Consider the following 17,131-nt stretch of genomic DNA (forward strand, 5'->3'; position numbering starts at 1 on the left):
ACATTACTGCGACATATTCAGGAGGTTTTCCGCTCGCGCGCATGTTTGGCATAGCCTTCGACCCAGCGCATCACGACCCCCCGGGCCATGTCCTCGTTCGATGCAACGAAAGCTTCGCGCAGGCGCCGGGTCGCCGATGCGATCTCGATCTCCGAAAGCCCCTCTTCGCGGGTTGCGAAAATCTTGGGATGCTGGGTCGGGAACCGCTCTCCGGACAGGGTCAGCTCCTCGACCATTTTCTCACCGGCGCGCAGGCCCGTGAACTCGATTTCGATGTCACCATCCGGGTTGTCTTCGTCACGCAGGGTATAGCCCGCGCTTTCGATGACCTGGCGGGCGAGCTGAAAGATGGAAACAGGCTTGCCCATGTCCAGCACGAATACTTCTCCGCCCTGTGCCATGGCACCTGCCTGCAGAACCAGCCTCACCGCCTCCTGAACGGTCATGAAATACCGTTCCACCAGCTTGTCGGTCACCGTCAGCGGACCGCCCCGGCTCAACTGATCCTGAAACAGCGGCACAACGGAACCGGAGGAGCCCAGCACGTTGCCAAAGCGTACCATCGAAAAGATCGTTCCGCCCGACTTGGCCGCAGACCGGCGCGCCATGTCCTGTATCACCAGTTCGGCCAAACGCTTGGAGGCTCCCATGATGTTGGTGGGCCGCACCGCCTTGTCACTGGAAATCAGGATGAACCGTTCCACCCCGGCCTTCGCCGCCTGTTCGGCCAGTGTCTGGGTCCCGAAGACATTGTTGACCAGTCCGGAAAGCGGATTGGCCTCGACCAGCGGAACATGTTTGTAGGCTGCCGCATGAAGGACCACCTGAACATTGTGCTCCGTCATGACCTTGCGGACCTGCCGCGCATCCGTGATGGAGCCAAGAACAGGCACGATCTCGATCGCGCGGCCTTCTGACAATTGGCGCAGTTCCATGTCCGCGTTGTAAAGCGCAAATTCGCTCAGTTCGAAAAGAACCAGCTTTGTCGGGCGACGGTCCAGCGCCTGACGGCACAGTTCTGCGCCGATGGACCCGCCGGCACCGGATACAAGGATCACCTTCTGCGTATAGCAGGCGGTGGTTTCGCTGATCGTGTCATCCACTTCATCCCGGTTCAGGAAGCGGTGCGCCGACAGCGGTGTCAGCTTGTCGACCAGCGCTTCTTCTCCGATAAGCTGGGCAAAGGATGGCAGGGTCTGCACCTCCAGCCCCATCTTTTCGAGCCGACGGGCAATCTGGGCCTGCTTTGGCAGGCTCAGCGAGGGAACCGCCAGAAGCACCCGGTCGATTTTCTTTTCCCGCGCGACCTCGGCAATCCGCAGGGGATTGTACACCGGCAGCTGCGCCACGCTGAGGCCCTGAATGGCCGCGTTGTCATCCACAAAAGCAACCGGCTCGATGTTCTCATGCCCGCGCAGGGCCGACACCAGCTGCGTTCCGGTGGTGCCCGCGCCGTAGATCAGAACCCGGCACCGCGAAGTGGAGCGGCGGTAAATCGCCAGCACCAGCTGCAACAAGACCGCCCGGCTGATCACCACGGAAGAAAAGAACGCCGCACCAAACACCAGATGGACACCCAGCGGCATGCCAAGACCCAAAATGTTCGACACGATAATCGACGTGATGGCGAGGAACATCGCGAACACGCCGGTCATCCCGATTGCCGCGGTTTCATAGGAGTTCAACTGGATTGCACAGACACCCAGCCACATGGAAACGCCGATGCCGACCAGCAGCACATAGGGCAGGACCGGAATATAGGCGATCATGTTCGCCACAAGCCCGCCCGGCAGCGCCTGCGCCACGATGGCAAACATGATGGAAAATACGACCAGAATGGAATCGAGGGTCAGCAAAATGCCGCGCTTCTGGCGCTTGGAAAAGGATTTGATCAGGTTCAGCATAGAGTTAAAGTCGCCCTCACCCAGGTGGAAATATATCAGATACACATGGGTTACAGCGCGCGACCGTCATTGGCAGCGTGGTGATCCCCCGGCAAATTTTTGTTCAAAAACAGGAGTTTTATTACACGATCTCCGCCAACAATCACAGTCCGGTTTCCAACAGGTTGCCGTCAAATGCACCTATAAAGGCAAAATGCCTTATTTATTGGCGGTTTTTGGCCTACCTTTGCGCCTGAATAAGTTACCGATGGTCTGGAATACCAAGTCAAAATCATAACACGTCGACTGATTCTCCCGGTAAATGAGGTCCAGCCGCGCCTTTCTGGGGACACAGATTCGGCAGTAGACATCATCGGTTTCCGCAGCGGTCTCGCAACGTGCAAGCAGACGCTCCTCGTGCTTGTGGAACCGGATCGTGGCCAGGCCGGTCACGCCGGGCCGCGATTTCAGTACCTCGCCATAGATCTCGGGAAAGCGCTCGACATATTCCCGCAGGGGCGGGCGCGGCCCGACAAAGCTCAGGTCCCCCCTGAGGATGTTCCAAAGCTGCGGGAACTCATCCAGCCGCTTGGCCCGCAACCAGGCACCCGTTTCCGTGATCCGGGATGATTTATTGCCCCCGGACACGCCCTGATCGCTGTCGACCACGGTCATCGTCCTCAGCTTCCAAAGATTGAACGGTTCATCCAGCCCCTTCATCCGCTCCGCCACAAAGAACAGCGGGCGGCCTTCCTTGATCAGCAGATAGATCAGCAGCCAGATCAGGACCGGTCCAAGGATCACCACCAGCAAAGAGGCAAAGAACAGATCGAAAATTCGTTTGCGCCAGGTCATTCGATCGCCTTCACTGAGAACTGTCGGGTTGCGCCAGGTAGGCCCGCCATTCCGCGACAAGGCCCTGCGCCTGTCCCGCGTTAGGCGCGAATTCGACAAGCTTTTCAAGTCGCTTCGTTTCCAGCTCCACCCGCGCGATCGCCGCAGGTCCGGCTTCGCGGGCAGTCCAGGCCCGACCGGCGGCATCCAGCAGCGCACCCATATGGACCACGCCGGGTGCCGCGACATTCACAATCCCGGGCAGGTCGTCCGCGGTGCATAGACGATGTATCGCACGGGAAAGGCTTGCCGGCCCGATATAGCTGCGCGCGGGTGTCGTCCCGTCAGGCAGAACATCAAGCTGCATGCCCTCCTTCCAGCCGCCGAGGATCGCATCGGCCCCGGCGACATTGCCGATACGCAACATCGTCACCGCCTGACCGCAGTCTCTGGCAGTGGCAAAGGCATCCCTTTCCATCTCCAGCTTTGCCTGTCCGTATTCCGAAGCCGGTTCACAGATCATGTCTTCGCTCAGCGGACCTTGGGCCGCGCCGTAAACAGCCGCGGAAGAGGCCAGCAGAAGCCGTGGCACCCCCGCCCGGCCCGCCGCGCGGACGGCGGCAAGCGCCAATGCCGCATTGAGAGAGAGCGGATTTCCGCTGGCGGCCGCATGTGCCGGCGTGATCCCCGAAAGGCACAACACCGCACGCCGCCCTTCCATCGCTGCGCAAAGCGCCTCGGCATCCGAAAGCGGGTCGAAACTGACATATCCCGGTCGCACAGACCTGCTGTGACATATCAGTTCCGTATCTGCCGGCCAGAAGGCCTGCACCATTCTGCCAAGACGCCCGGATGCCCCAAGCAGCAATACCCCGCTATTTCGCATCGTCCCGCCCGAAATCGTTGACCTGTACCTTACAGCAGGTATCTTGCCCGAAACAGATATCCAATCGCGACCCTTTTTTATACCGCCGTGCTTTTCAACAGCCGCGTCATTGCGTATGGGAACATTGAGCCCCGGTCTGCGGGATCACAAGAAGTGAGCAGAGTAGAATAATGCGCATGACTGTAAAACGGTGTTTTGGCGTCTTCCTCGCAGTGGCACTTTCCGCCTGCTCCCAACTTCCGCGCGGCGCTGCCGTACAGAACGAAATCACCCGCAACGCGGATTCGCCAACTTCTGACATCGCGGTCTATCCGGTGACCCGCGCCTTTCTGCCCAGCGTGCAGCACTGGCCCAGCGTTGGTGAAAAGAGACATGCCTGGATCGGAAACAGCCGCGGCTCTAACGCGCAGATCATCCGCCCCGGAGATGAGCTTGCCATCCTGGTCTGGGACAGCGGCGACAATTCCCTGCTGACCTCGAACGAACAACGGGTTGCAACTCTGCCCAACATCCGCGTGTCCGAGAGCGGCTCCGTCTTCGTGCCTTACATCGGCAAGGTTCAGGTGTCGGGACGGACCCCCGACAGCGCCCGCCAGCTGATCCAGCGACAGCTTGAGGCGATTGTCCCCTCGGCGCAGGTGCAGCTTTCGATGGCCGAAGGTCGCGGCAACTCCATCGACCTCGTCGGCGGCGTGAGCAAGCCGGGCAATATCCTGTTGCCGGACCAGAATTTCACCGTTCTGGCCGCAATTTCGGCCGGGGGCGGTGTCAGCGCGGCGCTGGATAACCCTCAGGTGAAACTGGTACGCGGCAGCAATATCTATGCAACCTCGGTCAGCACGCTTTACGAAAACCCCCATCTCGACACCCGTCTGCAAGGCGGTGACAAGGTGATCGTCGAGGCTGACAGGCGTTACTTCCTGTCGCTGGGTGCCGCCGGGCGCGAGGCGCAGCACGACTTCAACCGCGACCAGGTGTCCGCACTGGATGCCCTGGCCATCATCGGCGGCGTCAACGATGCCCGCGCCGACCCGCGCGGCATTCTTGTCCTGCGGGAGTATCCCGCTTCGGCCGTCAGTGCCGGCGTGCGGGGTCCCCGCAAGCAGCGGGTGGTCTTCACCATCGACCTGACCTCCTCTGACGGTCTTTTCTCGGCGCGGAACTTCATGATCCAGTCCGGCGATCTGGTTCTGGCGACCGAATCGAACCTGACCGATACACGTACCGTTCTTGGGCTGGTCGGATCGGTCTTTGGTGTGGTGAACACCGCCAGCAACCTTTCTTCGAACTGATCAGACCGGCTCAGGTCTGACCGGAGGGCTGCCAGAACGCCTTGCCATCCACCGACTGCGCGCCGGGCGGGATGCCAAATGTGGCCCGGTAGCTTTTCGAGAAATGCGAAAGCGACCGGAAACCGCAGGCCACGCAGACTTCCGTCACGCTCAGCCCGGTTTGCCGCAAGAGATGGCGCGCCTTCTCCAGCCGCAGCTGCAGGTAATAACGCTTGGGCGACGTGTTCAGATACCGCGCGAACAGCCGCTCCAGCTGGCGGCTCGACAGTTTGACCAATTCCGCGATCTCGTCCGGGCGTAGCGGCTCTTCGAGATTTGCCTGCATCAACTGCAAGGCCAGCAGCAACTTTGGATTTCGCACATCGGCACGGGGTTGCAGCGACCTGCGCTGCGCGTGGTTTTCCGGGCGCGGCAGGGAATATACCATCTGGTCAGCCACCCATGCGGCCAGGTCCTCCCCATAGTCTGCCTGGACCCGGTGCAGCATCATGTCCATCGAAGCCGCCCCGCCTGCCGAGGTAAAGATCCGGCCATCCACGGAATAGAGCGTGTCCTGCATGATGACATCGGGCAGCATCTCCGTCAGGGCGGTCTTGTACTCCCAATGGGTCGTCACACGCCTGCCGCCGATCAGCCCCGCCAGCGCCAGCGTATAGGTGCCGGAGGACAGGGCCCCGAAATCCATGCCCTTGCGCGTCTGGCGCCGCAGCCAGTCCAGCACGGCCCGCGAACTGCCCGCCCCTGCATTTTCGCCCGCACAAACGATCAGCGTCTCACGCCGGTCCAGTTCGACCAGCCCCGCATCCACATTCACCTGCACCCCGTTATAGGCCGCGACGGGCTGCCCCTTTTCGGACAACAGACGCCATGAATAGAACCGCCTGCCCGAAGGGTGATGATTGGCAAGTGACAGGCAATCCAAGGCACAGGCAAAGCCAAGCGTTGAAAAGCCGGGTATCAACAAGAACGCATAAGAACGCGGCAATGGATCAGGTTCAACCGACATGGCCTCATCTTGGGCCCGGCCCTGAGCGCGGCGCGATAATATCTGCGACAGCAGATGCCGCTTACGACACTTATTGCTTTTTTTGCCGCGAAATCTGCACCGCCAGAATGCCCAGCGCCACGATCAGGACACCCAGGATGTCACTGGCGCCCAGCGGCTCGGACAGCAGCAGCGCCGCAATGGCGACCCCGAAGAACGGGTTGAGGAAATGAAAGGTCGCCGCCCGCGTTGCCCCCAGTCGATTGACCAGCCAGAACCAGATCATCGTCGCGGCCAACCCCGGTACGAAACAGGTATAGACGAAGGCAAAGAACAGCGGCCAGCTGGGGTCCAGACGCGGCGTCTCGAACAGCAGCGCCGCCAGCGCCAGCGCAACACAGCCCGCCAGCATCTGCAGGCCCACGATCATCAGGAAATTCCCGCCCGAGGTCGCGCCGCGCACCAGCAGCGTTGCTGCCGTCAGCGCCATCACACCCAGGCCGCAAAGCAGGACGCCGGTCAGGTCCACGCCGCCGCTCAGCCGGGCGCTCATGATGATGAACACGCCGACCACCCCGGCCAGCAGCCCCGCCACCCCCAGCGGCCGCAACCGTTCGCCCAGAAAGGCCCAGGCGGCAAAGCCGACCAACAGGGGCATGGTTGAGGCAATGATCGCGGCCAGAGACGCTTCGACGGTCTGCATGGCGACAAAGTTCAGGCCAAGGTAGGTCGCGTTCTGCAAGACACCGAAAACAATCGTCGCCCGCCATTGCGCCGGGGTCAGCCGCCAGCTTTGGCCCAGCGCAAGCGCGATCCCCACGCCAATCAGGCCGGAAATCAGATAGCGCACCGAAAGCGCCCAGAGCGGCGATGCATATTCGACGATGATCCGGGCAGAGGAAAAGGCCGAGGACCACATCACGACAAAGACCAGACCCGCCAGAATTGCGCGAATATCCATGTTCTGCCTTTACGTAACTGCCTCGGATCACTTCAGGGAAGGGCAACCGTGTGCCTGCGCCTCTGCATCCTGTAACAATCAGGCAAGGCAATGGCCAGAAATCAATCGGACCCTTTGCGCAAGGTCTGGATCATGCGCGCTGCAAGGGAAAGAAAATGCGGCACCTCCTTGTCATCCAGATCTGCCAGCGCGCGGTCGTTTACCCCGGCCGCCAGGGCGAGTGCGCGCTCTTCCAACGCCTTTGCATGGGGTGTCAGGTAGATCAGTCGCGAGCGGGAATCATCGGGGTTCGGCTTGCGCCGGATCAACCCGTCCCGCTCCATCCGTTTGAGTGTCAGCGCCAGCGTCGCCTGTTCCACGTCCACCTCCCGGACCAGTTCAGCCTGTGTCCGCCCGTCCCGTTCCCAGAGGGCGAGAAGGGTGGGAAACTGCCCCGGCGACAGGCCCAGAGGGCCAATCGCTTCCGCCAGCGCCTGCTCCATGAGGCGGGCAAGATGATTGACCAGATAACCGGCCGATTGGTCCTTGAAGTGCGACATGAGGAGACCCTAACCGGAATTTCAACAGCATGCTATACAAAATCCTTGACCAGACCATCAGACAAATATACATAGCATGCTATTCAAGCCAGGAGAAATCACATGTTCCGATTGATTCCACCCGCCCTCACCACAGCCATTCTGATCGCAGGAGGTGCCGCCATGGCGCAGCAGACCGTTACACTCATCAACGTCTTTGAAGTGCCCGAAGAGCGCTATGAAGAAACCGTCGCCATGTGGGAAGCCGCCCGTGATGTGATGAAGGCCCAGCCGGGCTATGTCGCCACCAGCCTGCACACCGCCCTCGATGAAGGCGCGACATTCCGACTGGTCAATATCGCCGAATGGGAAAGCCCGGCGCATTTCCACGCAGCGGCCAAGGCACTGAAGGAAGCTGAGACGCCCAAGGTCCAGGGGCTGAAGTTTCACCCGATGCTCTATCGCATGCTGCGACAGGACCCTGAAAACTGAAAGAGCCGCCCGAAGGCGGCCCAGTCAATTGTTCAAGTCAGCGTAAGGTGACGGCTTAACCGTTCACGCTGTCCTTAAGCGCTTTCGCGATGGTCATCTTGACCACCTTGTCCGCGTCTTTCTTGAATTGTTCGCCGGTGGCGGGGTTGCGCACCATACGCTCGGGGCGTTCGCGGCAATAGATCTTGCCGACGCCGGGCAGGGTCACTGCGCCGCCTGCGGACACTTCCTTGGTGATCAGGTCGCAGACTGCTTCCAGTGCGGCGCCTGCCGATTTCTTGTCAGAACCCATCTGTTCCGCCAGCGCGGCGACGAGCTGAGTCTTTGTCATTGGTTTGGTTGCCATGTTCTTATCTCCTTAGACTGCCCGAATTTGGGGCCTCGTGTGCAGAATGTAACGGTATGTTGTGGGGCAACACAACGCGTTGTAGGTCGAAAATCCTTATTTTCTTCGCTTTTTCGCGGTTTTTCGCCGTCAAAGGAAGGCCGTTTCGTCAAATGACCGCAATTTCCGGCTGTGAATCCGCTCCAGGGGGGTGCTTCGCAGCGTTTCCATGGCCCGGATTCCGATCATCAGATGGCGCGAAACCTGTGTCTTGTAGAAGTCTGACGCCATGCCGGGCAGCTTCAATTCGCCATGCAGCGGCTTGTCCGAAACACACAAAAGCGTGCCATAGGGCACCCTGAACCGGAAACCGTTCGCGGCAATGGTCGCGCTTTCCATGTCCAGCGCGATGGATCGCGACTGGCTGAGCCGCTGCACCGGGCCGGACTGGTCGCGCAGCTCCCAGTTGCGGTTGTCGATGGTGGCGACGGTGCCGGTCCGCATGATCCGCTTCAGCTCATAGCCTTCAAGCTGGGTCACTTCGGCCACGGCCTTTTCCAGCGCGATCTGGATTTCCGCCAGCGCCGGGATCGGCACCCAGATCGGCAGGTCATCGTCCAGAACATGGTCTTCGCGCAGATAGGCATGGGCCAGCACGAAATCGCCCAGCGCCTGGGTGTTGCGCAGCCCGGCGCAATGGCCGACCATCAGCCAGGCATGGGGCCGCAACACCGCGATGTGATCGGTTGCCGTCTTGGCGTTGGACGGGCCGACACCGATGTTGACCAGCGTGATCCCCGACCCGTCCGCCCGCTTGAGGTGATAGGTGGGCATCTGCGGCGTCTTGATCGTATCCGGAATGGCTGTGTCGCCATCCGTGATCTCCACGTTTCCGGTGCTGACAAAGGAGGTATAGCCGCTGTCCGGGTCGTTCAGCTGCGCGCGGGCAAAGGCTTCGAACTCGGTCACGTAGAACTGGTAGTTGGTGAACATGACATGGCATTGGAAATGTTCGGGGGCCGTGGCGGTGTAATGCGCCAGACGCGCCAGCGAATAATCCACGCGCTGCGCGGTAAAGGGTGCCAGCGGGCGCACCCCGTCGGTTTCGACGAAGGTGCCGTTCACGATATCATCGTTTGTCGTGCTCAGGTCCGGCACGTCAAAGACATCGCGCAGGATGAAATTGCCCGCCCCTTCCTGCGGCAGGTTGATGGCAGTTTCCGAGGTGACCGCGAAATGGATCGGGATCGGCGTATCCGAGGTGCCGATGACAACCGGCTGGCCGTGGTTCTCGATCAGCAGGCCGATTTGCTGGATCAGGTAGTGCCGGAACAGGTCCGGCCGTGTGATCGTTGCCGAAAATGTGCCCGGCGAGGACACATGGCCAAACGAAAGCCGACTGTCCACATGCGCATAGCTTGAGGTGGTGAACCGCACCTCGGGGTAATAGGCGCGAATGCGGGTGCCATCCTCCGCTGCCTGTGTCACGGTTTCAAAGCTGTCGCGCAGAAAGGCCGTTGCCTGATTATAAAGTGCTGTCAGCCTGTCCACGGCTGCGGTGGCATCGGTAAAGGCCTCGGCCTTCGGGGTATCTGGTGTTTTCAGTTTCATATCGGTTCCTTCTTTTGTTTTTGGGGCGGTCCTGCCCTCGTTTCCCCGCGTGATAGCTGCGCGATGTTACGACACGATCACATCGGTAAATTCAAATCTGCGCACGTCCACCAGCCCCAGGTCAGAGATCCTCAATTCGGGGATCACCACCAGCGCCAGCAGGGAATGCTGCATATAGGCATTGTTCAGTTTGCAGCCGCAGTCGCGCATGGCCTGCATCATCGCCTGGGTCTTTGCCGCAACCTCCGCTGCCGGGCTGTCCGACATCAGGCCCGCGATGGGCAGTTCCACCAGCGCCAGCTCCTGCCCGTCGCGAAAGATCACGATACCGCCGCCGACGCCGCGCAGCCGGTTCGCCGCCAGCGCCATCTGGTCGGCATCGGTGCCCACCACGATCATGTGGTGGCTGTCGTGGGCCACGGTCGAGGCCATCGCCATCCGCCCCTCATAGCCAAAGCCCGAGACAAAGGCATTGACCACCCCGCCCGTCGCCCGGTGCCGTTCGACCAGCGCGATCTGGCAAACCTCGCCGGTGGCCTGAACCCGGCCTTCCGTCACCGGCAGCTCGAACTGCAGCGCCTTGGTGGGGGCCTGGTTTTCGACCACGCCGATCACATTGGCGGTGACACCATTGGCCCCCTCCGGCGCGGGAATGGCGAAATCATCGCCCACCAGATCACGTGCCATTTTCACCGTCTTCCGGGCCTCTTGCGGCCAGTCATAATGCGGGCATTCGGTCAGGCATACGCCGTCCTGCGCCACGATCTGCCCCCGTGCGATCACCAGTTCGATGGGCAGGGTCTTCAGATCCGACGTCAGGATCACATCGGCCCGCCGCCCCGGCGTGATCGACCCGATCTCACGCTCAAGCCCGAAATGCGTTGCCGTGTTGATCGTTGCCATCTGCAGCGCCACCAGCGGGTCGCAACCGCACTCAATGGCATGGCGCACCACCCGGTTCATGTGCCCGTCATTGACCAGCGTGCCGGAGTGGCAATCGTCGGTGCACAGGATCATGTTGCGCGAATCCAGCCCCTTTTCCGTGATCGCGGTGATCTGGCTTTCCACATCATACCAGGCGCTGCCCAGCCGGATCATCGAGCGCATGCCCTGCCGCATCCGCGCCACCGCATCCGCCTCGCAGGTGCCTTCGTGATCGTCCGCAGGCCCGCCCGCCACATAGGCCGCAAAGGCCGGGCCAAGATCGGGCGAGGCATAATGCCCGCCCACCGTCTTGCCCGCCCGCTGGGTTGCCGCGATCTCGGCCAGCATCTGGGGGTCGGCATTGGACACCCCGGGAAAGTTCATCATCTCGCCCAGCCCGATGATGCCGGGCCAGGCCATTGCCTCGGCCACATCCTCGGCGCTGATCTCGAAACCCGTGGTTTCCATTCCCGGCGCAGAAGGCGCGCAGGAGGGCATCTGGGTGAAGATGTTGACCGGCTGCATCAGCGCCTCGTCATGCATCATGCGCACGCCGGCCAGTCCCAGCACATTGGCGATCTCATGCGGGTCGGTGAACATCGAGGTGGTGCCATGCGGGATCACGGCGCGGGCAAATTCCGCCGGGGTCAGCATCCCGGATTCGATATGCATATGTCCGTCGCAAAGACCGGGGATCATGTAGCGGCCTTCGGCCTCGATGATCCGCGTGTGCGCGCCCCGGCAATGCCCTGCGTCCGGTCCGACAAAGGCGATCCGCCCCGCCACGATGGCAATGTCATGGTCGGCCAGGGTTTCGCGGGTATGGACATTGACCCAGACACCCCCCCGGATGATCGTGTCGGCAGGGGCGCGACCGGCGGCTACATCGACCAGTTGCGCGGCGCTATCGGGCCATGATGGAAAAATATCTTGCGTCATGGCGTAATGGATCAAGAATCGCGACCGCGTGCAAGGGGCGACGCCGGGTTTCTTGAAACTGTCATATTACCCGCCTATGCAGGCCGAATGGACATCGTGATCTTTCATAACCCTGACTGCGGCACATCGCGCAACGTGCTGCAGATCATCCGCGACGCGGGCTATCAGCCCGAAGTCATCCCCTATCTCGATACCGGCTGGACCCGTGGACAGCTTCTGGCGCTTTTTGCGGCGGCGGGGCTGACGCCGCGCACCGCCCTGCGCACCAGCAAAAGCCCGGCGGCGGAACTTGGGCTGCTTGACCCCGACGTCAGCGACGACACCCTGCTGGAGGCGATGCTGACCCATCCCGTGCTGGTCAACCGCCCCATCGTCGCCTGCCCGCAGGGCGTCCGGCTGTGCCGCCCCTCCGAAACCGTACTCGACCTGCTGCCGACCTGGCCCAAGGGACCCTACCACAAGGAAGACGGGGACTTGCTGATAGACGCCCAAGGCAACCGCGCCTAGACTGTTCGGGCAACAACCGGCAGGGCACCATGAACTACGACGACATTACCCCGGAAGATTTCGGTGCTTCCCTGCGCGGACTTGGGCTGAACCTGCTGGTGCGCGATGTGGCGCGGCAGGTCTCCTTCCTGGAACAGGTTTTCGGCATGAAGGCTTTTCAGCCCACCGCTGACTTTGCGATCATGACCTACGGCAATCAGGTGTTCCAATTGCACAGCGATGGCACCTATCACAGCAATCCGCTGCTGGGCCTGTTGCCCGAAAGCCCCCCGCGCGGCGGCGGCATCGAGATCAGGCTCTATGACAGCGACCCCGAAGCCAGCTGCAGCAAGGCAGAAACAGCGGGCGGCACCGTCCTGCAGGCCCCCACCGACAAACCCCACGGCCTGCGCGAAGCCTATATTCTGTGCGAAAACGGCTATGCCTGGGTGCCCAGCCGACCGCTGACCTGACCAGAACGCCGCCTTTTTCCGAGGCGCGGATCACAAACGACATGACCTGCCGGGCCGGGCCTTGGAAAATCTGTGTCATCGTCTAGTGTCAGCCCGAAGGAGCCGCATCATGACCGTTACCCAAATGAAACCGAACATGGATTACTGGCAGGAACGCGTGGACCTCGCCGCCGCTTTTCGCTGGACTGCAAGGCTGAACATGCACGAGGGGGTTGCGAACCATTTCTCTCTCGCCGTGGATGATGCCGGCACGCAATTCCTGATGAATCCCAATCAGGTGCATTTTTCGCGGGTCAAGGCCAGTGACCTTTTGCTGATTGACGCCAATGATCCAGAAACCCTGTCGGGGCCAAACGCGCCGGACCCCACGGCCTGGGGCCTGCACGGCGGCGTCCATCGCGCTTGCGCCCACGCGCGTTGCGTGATGCATGTCCATTCCATCCACGCCACGGTTCTGGCCTGCCTGCAGGACAGCCGCCTGCCCCCCATCGACCAGAATTGTTGCACCTTCTACAACCGTATCGTGATCGACGAGGATTACGGCGGCCTTGCCTTTGAGGACGAAGGCGACCGCTGCGCCGCCCTTCTGTCAGATCCGAAACACAAGGTCATGGTCATGGGATCGCACGGGGTCATGGTGATTGGCGAGACGGTGGCCGAGACGTTCAACCGCCTCTACTATTTCGAGCGTGCGGCAGAGACCTATATCAAGGCCCTGCAAACCGGCATGCCGCTGCGCCGCATCCCGGATGACATCGCGAAAAAGGCCGCGCAGGAACTTGAAAACTATCCCGAACAGGATGCACGGCACCTGACCGAACTCAAGGCGATCCTTGACTCGGAAGGGTCCGATTACGCGCGGTAACATCTGCCCTGTCAACCACAGCGATGCCGCACGCGTTGCCATTGCCACCCGGCTTTGGTTATCTGCCTGAAATCACGCGCTGACAGGGCCCGCACATGAACATTCTTTTCGTCCACCAGAACATGCCCGGCCAGTACCGCGAACTTGTGCAATGGCTGGCGGCGACCGGCCAGCACCGCATCTATTTCCTGACGCAACGCAAGAACGCGCCAGACCTGCCGGGGGTCGAGACCCGCAAGTACCAGACCCACCGCACCCCGGCGAAAGACGCCTATGGCCTGTCCCGTGTCTGGGAGGAAGCCACCGGCGCGGGCTTTGGCGCAGCGGTGGCCGCCCGCCGGATCGAACTGCAGGAAGGCTTCAGGCCCGACATCGTGGTCGGTCACGTTGGCTGGGGCGAACTGACCTTCTTCAAACAGATCTGGGCGGATGTGCCGATCATCGGCTTCTTTGAATATTACTATAACCTCACGGGCGGTTCCGTCGGCTTTGACCCCGATGAACCCATATCGGATCACGCCCCCTTCATGATGCATGCGCGCAATGCCGTGCCGCTGGCCAATATCGAAACCGTCGACCTGGGCCATTGCCCCACCTACTGGCAGCGCGACCGTTTCCCGCGCAGCTTTCATGACCGGATGTATGTCTGCCACGACGGGATCCGCACCGACAAACTGCGACCCGACCCCGATGTCAGCCTTGGCCTGGGGCGGCTGTCCCGCGAACTCACCCGCAAGGACGAGGTGGTGACCTATGTGTCCCGCAACCTCGAACGCACAAGGGGGTTTCACATCTTCATGCGCTCCCTGCCGCGCATCCTGCGCGAACGCCCGGAGGCCCGCATCCTGATCGTCGGCGGCAACGACGTCTCCTACGGCGGCAAAAGCCAGCACCCCGGCGGGCTGCGCGCCGAGATGGAAGCAGAGGTGGGCAAGAACCTCGACTGGGACCGCGTCCATTTCCTGGGCAATATCCCCTACCCCCTGTACCAGAAGATGATCCAGCTCAGCCGGTGCCACATCTACCTGACCATGCCATTTGTGCTGTCCTGGTCGCTGCTGGAATCCATGTCGATGGGGGCCACCATCGTGGCATCGGATGTGGCCCCGGTCCGCGAGGCGATCACCCACAACGAAACCGGCCTGCTGGTCGATTTCTTCGATCCCGACGCGGTGGCGGCACAGGTGGTCAAGGTGCTGGCCAACCCGCAGGATTATGCCCATATCGGCAAGGCAGCGCGGGACCACGTGGTGAAGGAATATGATTTCCTCACCAAATGCCTGCCGGAACACATCGCGCAGATCAATGCGCTGGTGCCTTTGGACAAACAGATCAGAATGCCGGGGAGCTGAGTTAGCGCTTCCGGAAAATGGCGATACTCGCCTGGTCGTCGCGGTGTTCCTTGGCCGCCTTGCCCCCGTAGATATTGACCAGCCGGTGCTCCACCTCCGCGATGGCCGGCGCCAATTGCTCGAATTTCGCCGCAAAACCGCGTGCCTCGAAATGTTCGGCGTTGATGGTAAGCACAAAAGCCGCGCCGGGACGGGCGATCCTGATGACCTCGTCCAGCGCATCCGGCCCCACATGCCCATGGGTAAAGGTGCCTGAGCTAACCACCGCATCATAGGTCGCATCAGGAATGTCCAACGGCCCGGTCAGATCCGCCTCGATCGTCCGGCGGTAATGGCCCTTGGAGGCGGCCGTGGCCAGCATCTGCGGCGAGATATCCAGCGCATCAATTGCCATCGTTCCGCGCATCAGCATGTGATCCGCGATCAGCCCGGTGCCAGCACCAAGGTCCAGCACCGGCCCCTCCCCCTGATAGGTCTCGGCCAGGATCAGCGCCACCATACGCGGCAACTGATAATCCATCTCCCTGGCAAATCCGCTGTCATAGCTGTCGGCCCAATCGGCATAGAGCTTGCGGTTGTCGTCAGGTGTCTGCAGCGCATAGGCCTTTTCAAGGTCGGGATCGGTCATGAACACTCCTTTTCCACGACCCTACCGCGACTTTAACAATGCCTCAATCGCACCGACAATCGCCGGGGATTCCGGCTTTACCGGCGCGCCCCATGTGCCAGCCACCCGGCCATCCGGCCCGATCAGAACCTTGTTGAAATTCCAGCGCGGCTCAAACCCCGTCTCGGCCTTCACCGCCCGGTAGAACGGATGCGCCTTGCTGCCCCGAACCGGGGTGATGTCGGTCATCGGCAGGTCAAGGCCAAAGGAAACCTCGCAGAATTCCTTGACCTCCGCCGCGCTTGCCAGCTCCTGATTGAAATCATCGGAGGGCACCGCCAGCACAACCAGCCCGCGCGCCCTGTAGCGGTCGTAAAGCGCCTGCAACCCGTCATATTGCCCGGTGTAGCCGCATTGCGACGCGGTGTTCACCACCAGCACCGGCTGTCCGGCCCATTGGCTGAACCGGTGTTCGCCCCCGTCGATATTCGAAAACACCACATCGCGCGGCGCCGCCTGCGCCAGCGTTGCACTCAGGATCAAAGCCAGGAACCACCGCATGATCATTCTCCGTTCAGCAATCTGCACCATCAGACACGGCGCGGGATCACATTGAGTTGCACGGAAAGGTAAACCCTTTCATTCTTGCGCGAAAACACCATCTATTGCACTGAGAGTTTCACGGAGGGATTGCATGCCAACCTACACCAAAAACCCCGACGCCATTGCAGCACTTAGTGCGGAAGAATTCTATGTCACACAGGAAAGCGGCACGGAACGCCCCGGCACTGGCAAGCTGCTGGGCAACAAGGAGCCGGGCATCTACGTTGACATCGTGTCAGGCGAACCCCTGTTCGCCAGCGCCGACAAATACGAAAGCGGCTGCGGCTGGCCCAGCTTCACCAAACCCATCGACAATGTGACCGAACACCGCGACGTCACGCTCGGCATGGTCCGGACCGAGGTGCGGTCCAAACATGGTGACAGCCACCTTGGCCATGTGTTCCCTGACGGCCCCCGCGACCGCGGCGGCCTGCGCTATTGCATCAATTCCGCCTCGCTCCGCTTCGTCCACCGCGACGACATGGAGGCCGAGGGATACGGTGAATACCTTGACCAGGTGGAGGACGTGGCATGAGTACCGAACGCGCAGTACTGGCAGGCGGATGTTTCTGGGGCATGCAGGACCTGATCCGCAAACGGCCCGGTGTGGTTTCGACCCGGGTGGGCTACACGGGCGGCGATGTGCCCAATGCAACCTATCGCAATCACGGCACCCATGCCGAGGGGATCGAGATCATCTTCGACCCGGAGAAGACATCCTATCGCGCGCTGCTGGAGTTCTTCTTTCAGATTCACGACCCCACCACGCTGAACCGGCAGGGCAACGACCGCGGGATGAGCTATCGCTCGGCGATCTACTACGTCAACGAGGCCCAGAAAGAGACCGCGCTGGAGACGATTGCCGACGTCGAGGCCTCTGGCATCTGGCCCGGCAAGGTCGTGACCGAGGTCGAACCCGTCAGCGATTTCTGGGAGGCCGAGCCGGAGCATCAGGATTACCTGGAGCGCATCCCGAACGGCTATACCTGCCACTTCCCCCGCGCCGATTGGGTCCTACCCAAACGCGCCGCAGCGGAATAGACCGCGATCACAATTCAAATCCGACAGACCCGGGAACCATCCCGGGCCTGTTGA

19 protein-coding genes are annotated in these 17,131 nt (G+C 61.3%); 8 read left to right on the plus strand and 11 right to left on the minus strand.

The features are described 5' to 3' along the window. Nucleotides 1-17: 17 nt before the first annotated feature. The 3 genes from ACWNZ3_RS17700 to ACWNZ3_RS17710 all read right to left on the minus strand — a co-directional run bounded on the left by ACWNZ3_RS17700 (nt 18) and on the right by ACWNZ3_RS17710 (nt 3,603). Nucleotides 18-1,904, minus strand: coding sequence for a polysaccharide biosynthesis protein (locus ACWNZ3_RS17700; RefSeq protein ID WP_269362587.1), 1,887 nt, complete (start codon nt 1,902-1,904; stop codon nt 18-20). Between the two features lie 198 nt (nt 1,905-2,102). Further along, complete coding sequence (locus tag ACWNZ3_RS17705) at nt 2,103-2,738, minus strand: sugar transferase (protein ID WP_269362585.1); 636 nt, start codon at nt 2,736-2,738, stop codon at nt 2,103-2,105. Between the two features lie 10 nt (nt 2,739-2,748). Beyond that, nucleotides 2,749-3,603: an NAD-dependent epimerase/dehydratase family protein gene (locus tag ACWNZ3_RS17710; protein ID WP_496900729.1), complete on the minus strand. Its 855-nt coding sequence runs from the start codon at nt 3,601-3,603 to the stop codon at nt 2,749-2,751. A 176-nt stretch (nt 3,604-3,779) separates the two neighbouring features. On the opposite strand from ACWNZ3_RS17710, the gene ACWNZ3_RS17715 reads away from it, so the two are divergent. Beyond that, nucleotides 3,780-4,895 (plus strand): polysaccharide biosynthesis/export family protein, encoded by a 1,116-nt coding sequence (locus ACWNZ3_RS17715; RefSeq protein ID WP_269362583.1) that lies wholly within the window; start codon nt 3,780-3,782, stop codon nt 4,893-4,895. 10 nt (nt 4,896-4,905) lie between these two features. On the opposite strand, the gene ACWNZ3_RS17720 is transcribed toward ACWNZ3_RS17715, so the two are convergent. The 3 genes from ACWNZ3_RS17720 to ACWNZ3_RS17730 form a co-directional block, all read right to left on the minus strand. Further along, entirely contained in the window at nt 4,906-5,901 is a 996-nt protein-coding gene (locus ACWNZ3_RS17720; RefSeq protein WP_496900730.1) for a GlxA family transcriptional regulator, read from the minus strand. A gap of 70 nt (nt 5,902-5,971) precedes the next feature. Further along, entirely contained in the window at nt 5,972-6,841 is an 870-nt protein-coding gene (locus tag ACWNZ3_RS17725) for a DMT family transporter (RefSeq protein ID WP_114273869.1), read from the minus strand. Nucleotides 6,842-6,942: 101 nt separating this feature from the next. Beyond that, nucleotides 6,943-7,380, minus strand: a complete 438-nt coding sequence (locus ACWNZ3_RS17730) for a MarR family winged helix-turn-helix transcriptional regulator (protein ID WP_496900731.1) — start codon at nt 7,378-7,380, stop codon at nt 6,943-6,945. A 102-nt stretch (nt 7,381-7,482) separates the two neighbouring features. Here ACWNZ3_RS17730 and ACWNZ3_RS17735 point away from each other — a divergent pair, with 102 nt between their 5' ends. After that, complete coding sequence (locus ACWNZ3_RS17735) at nt 7,483-7,851, plus strand: antibiotic biosynthesis monooxygenase family protein (protein WP_496900732.1); 369 nt, start codon at nt 7,483-7,485, stop codon at nt 7,849-7,851. Between the two features lie 55 nt (nt 7,852-7,906). Here the strand turns inward: ACWNZ3_RS17735 and ACWNZ3_RS17740 are convergent, their stop codons facing one another. From ACWNZ3_RS17740 to ade, 3 genes are all read right to left on the minus strand, one after another. After that, on the minus strand, nt 7,907-8,197 hold the full coding sequence (locus ACWNZ3_RS17740) for an HU family DNA-binding protein (protein WP_067297928.1): 291 nt from the start codon (nt 8,195-8,197) through the stop codon (nt 7,907-7,909). Nucleotides 8,198-8,326: 129 nt separating this feature from the next. Continuing rightward, nucleotides 8,327-9,787: an AMP nucleosidase gene (locus ACWNZ3_RS17745; protein WP_269362577.1), complete on the minus strand. Its 1,461-nt coding sequence runs from the start codon at nt 9,785-9,787 to the stop codon at nt 8,327-8,329. A gap of 66 nt (nt 9,788-9,853) precedes the next feature. Then, entirely contained in the window at nt 9,854-11,650 is a 1,797-nt protein-coding gene (gene ade / locus ACWNZ3_RS17750) for an adenine deaminase (RefSeq protein WP_496900733.1), read from the minus strand. Nucleotides 11,651-11,737: 87 nt separating this feature from the next. Here ade and arsC point away from each other — a divergent pair, with 87 nt between their 5' ends. The 4 genes from arsC (at nt 11,738) to ACWNZ3_RS17770 (ending at nt 14,826) form a co-directional block, all read left to right on the plus strand. Next, a complete protein-coding gene (arsC, locus tag ACWNZ3_RS17755; protein WP_114273874.1) occupies nt 11,738-12,157 on the plus strand; it encodes an arsenate reductase (glutaredoxin) in 420 nt (139 codons plus the stop codon). A 29-nt stretch (nt 12,158-12,186) separates the two neighbouring features. After that, nucleotides 12,187-12,609 (plus strand): VOC family protein, encoded by a 423-nt coding sequence (locus ACWNZ3_RS17760; RefSeq protein WP_496900734.1) that lies wholly within the window; start codon nt 12,187-12,189, stop codon nt 12,607-12,609. 109 nt (nt 12,610-12,718) lie between these two features. Next, entirely contained in the window at nt 12,719-13,474 is a 756-nt protein-coding gene (locus tag ACWNZ3_RS17765; RefSeq protein WP_496900735.1) for a class II aldolase and adducin N-terminal domain-containing protein, read from the plus strand. A 95-nt stretch (nt 13,475-13,569) separates the two neighbouring features. Further along, complete coding sequence (locus ACWNZ3_RS17770; protein WP_496900736.1) at nt 13,570-14,826, plus strand: glycosyltransferase family 4 protein; 1,257 nt, start codon at nt 13,570-13,572, stop codon at nt 14,824-14,826. A 1-nt stretch (nt 14,827) separates the two neighbouring features. Here the strand turns inward: ACWNZ3_RS17770 and ACWNZ3_RS17775 are convergent, their stop codons facing one another. Continuing rightward, complete coding sequence (locus ACWNZ3_RS17775; protein ID WP_496900737.1) at nt 14,828-15,454, minus strand: class I SAM-dependent DNA methyltransferase; 627 nt, start codon at nt 15,452-15,454, stop codon at nt 14,828-14,830. A 21-nt stretch (nt 15,455-15,475) separates the two neighbouring features. Next, nucleotides 15,476-15,994, minus strand: coding sequence for a glutathione peroxidase (locus ACWNZ3_RS17780; RefSeq protein ID WP_496900738.1), 519 nt, complete (start codon nt 15,992-15,994; stop codon nt 15,476-15,478). 133 nt (nt 15,995-16,127) lie between these two features. Here ACWNZ3_RS17780 and msrB point away from each other — a divergent pair, with 133 nt between their 5' ends. Both msrB and msrA read left to right on the plus strand, forming a co-directional pair. Next, the gene (gene msrB, locus ACWNZ3_RS17785) at nt 16,128-16,571 is read left to right on the plus strand and encodes a peptide-methionine (R)-S-oxide reductase MsrB (RefSeq protein ID WP_496900739.1); all 444 of its coding nucleotides are present in this window, start codon (nt 16,128-16,130) and stop codon (nt 16,569-16,571) included. Beyond that, nucleotides 16,568-17,077, plus strand: coding sequence for a peptide-methionine (S)-S-oxide reductase MsrA (msrA, locus tag ACWNZ3_RS17790; protein WP_269362561.1), 510 nt, complete (start codon nt 16,568-16,570; stop codon nt 17,075-17,077). The genes msrB and msrA overlap by 4 nt, the downstream gene beginning before the upstream one ends. Nucleotides 17,078-17,131 lie beyond the last annotated feature (54 nt).

This window comes from Sulfitobacter sp. IGS-18 (assembly GCF_059628195.1).